3 protein-coding genes are annotated in these 1,179 nt (G+C 57.0%); all 3 read right to left on the bottom strand.

What is annotated here, in order from left to right:
• Nucleotides 1-415: 415 nt before the first annotated feature.
• From LB577_RS33020 to LB577_RS33030, 3 genes are read right to left on the bottom strand one after another with little or no spacing between them, the layout of a single operon-like run.
• Nucleotides 416-631, bottom strand: coding sequence for a hypothetical protein (locus tag LB577_RS33020; RefSeq protein ID WP_031250777.1), 216 nt, complete (start codon nucleotides 629-631; stop codon nucleotides 416-418).
• Nucleotides 628-819 carry a hypothetical protein gene (locus LB577_RS33025; protein ID WP_224690565.1) on the bottom strand — a complete coding sequence of 64 codons (192 nt, stop codon included), beginning with the start codon at nucleotides 817-819 and terminating at the stop codon, nucleotides 628-630. Before LB577_RS33025 ends, LB577_RS33020 begins: the two co-directional genes overlap by 4 nt.
• Nucleotides 795-986 (bottom strand): DUF3606 domain-containing protein, encoded by a 192-nt coding sequence (locus LB577_RS33030; RefSeq protein WP_224690566.1) that lies wholly within the window; start codon nucleotides 984-986, stop codon nucleotides 795-797. The genes LB577_RS33025 and LB577_RS33030 overlap by 25 nt, the downstream gene beginning before the upstream one ends.
• Nucleotides 987-1,179 lie beyond the last annotated feature (193 nt).

A 1,179-nucleotide genomic window follows, 5' to 3' on the forward strand; every position in this document is an offset into this window, starting at 1 on the left:
GTTGGGGACTCGTCGGTCACCCATAGCAAAGGGGGCCATAGAAGAGGTTGGCCCTAGGGTGATTATGCCACCCAACCCTCAATTTGGGAAGAGCCGCCCGCCGACAGCTCAACGCCCCTGTCTGTCCGGAACTCGGGCAACACTTCTTTGTCTTCGACAGCTTTCGTGCCGGCCGATTCCACAACCTGCGGCCCGACGGCTTAGTTGCGACGGGGCACGCAGCGAAAGGCGCTGGGCCTAATCGGCGGCAAGTTGTTGGGATGTGCTGCCGCCTGGCGAAGAAATATGCAATTCCTGGGAATGGGCGGGCTTTTTCGTTTCGGCGTGGTAGCGTGAACGATGAGGCTGTGGTTATTCGGTCTGCTGGTCCTGCTTTTCATGGCTGCTGGCTTCTGGCCGGCGGCGCACATGGCGGTTATTTCGGCCGCTTCGGGAAGTTGATTATTTGGGCGCTGTCTTCCGGCTCTAATGCTTCATGATTTTGCTGCTCGTGCCACATCACCTGTCGGAAGTCGCGCATGTCGACTTTCTGGCCGCAAGTTGCGCATGAATAGAAATTGTCGGGGCCGTTTCCCCTTGCGCCGTGGCGCTTGCCAAGCACGGGCGGACCGAGGTCAGATAGTTTGGTCATGTCGGTTCGTCCACCAGCGGTTTCTTCCTGGGCGGCGGCTTATAGGCATTCACCAGGCGCAGGCTGTCTAGGTTGACGGTGATAGTCACGCCAAAGTTCACAGTCGCCAGATCACCATCGATGTGAGTGACGTTGCCGATAAGCTCGATTGCCACCTCATCGCCTATTTTGATGCTGCCATTAGCCATGCGGATTCAAACTCGGAGCAGGCGAGTTTGTTTCGTAAGCAGGTGCTAAAATGTGATCGCCCGTCGTGGAACATACCTCCAGTCGCGAAATGCTCGACCTCGTAGCCTTCATCGGTCGAAACGCGGTCGCGGTCGCGGAAGTCGCGCTTGCTCTTGTCGTCTGCCATGGCGGTCTCCTGGCGGTCCGTCGCTTCGCAACGCATAGGCAGCAGGTTTGTTGCAACCGGCTTCGATTTGCAAATTCGGAACTAGTTTAGCTAAAGCTGATTGAATCGCGTCTGTAGCGAGTCAGTTTCATGCGTTTGAAGTTTATCCATCCGATGGAGCCCGAACTGGTCGATACGCCACCGCAGGGCGATG

This window comes from Mesorhizobium sp. B283B1A, from assembly GCF_020165735.1.
GTDB lineage: Bacteria > Pseudomonadota > Alphaproteobacteria > Rhizobiales > Rhizobiaceae > Mesorhizobium > Mesorhizobium opportunistum.

What these genes read in the sequence shown, in the direction of transcription:
- LB577_RS33020 (WP_031250777.1), bottom strand. Translation starts at nt 631, where the DNA reads ATGACCAAACTATCTGACCTCGGTCCGCCCGTGCTTGGCAAGCGCCAC.
- LB577_RS33025 (WP_224690565.1), bottom strand. Translation starts at nt 819, where the DNA reads ATGGCTAATGGCAGCATCAAAATAGGCGATGAGGTGGCAATCGAGCTT.
- LB577_RS33030 (WP_224690566.1), bottom strand. Translation starts at nt 986, where the DNA reads ATGGCAGACGACAAGAGCAAGCGCGACTTCCGCGACCGCGACCGCGTT.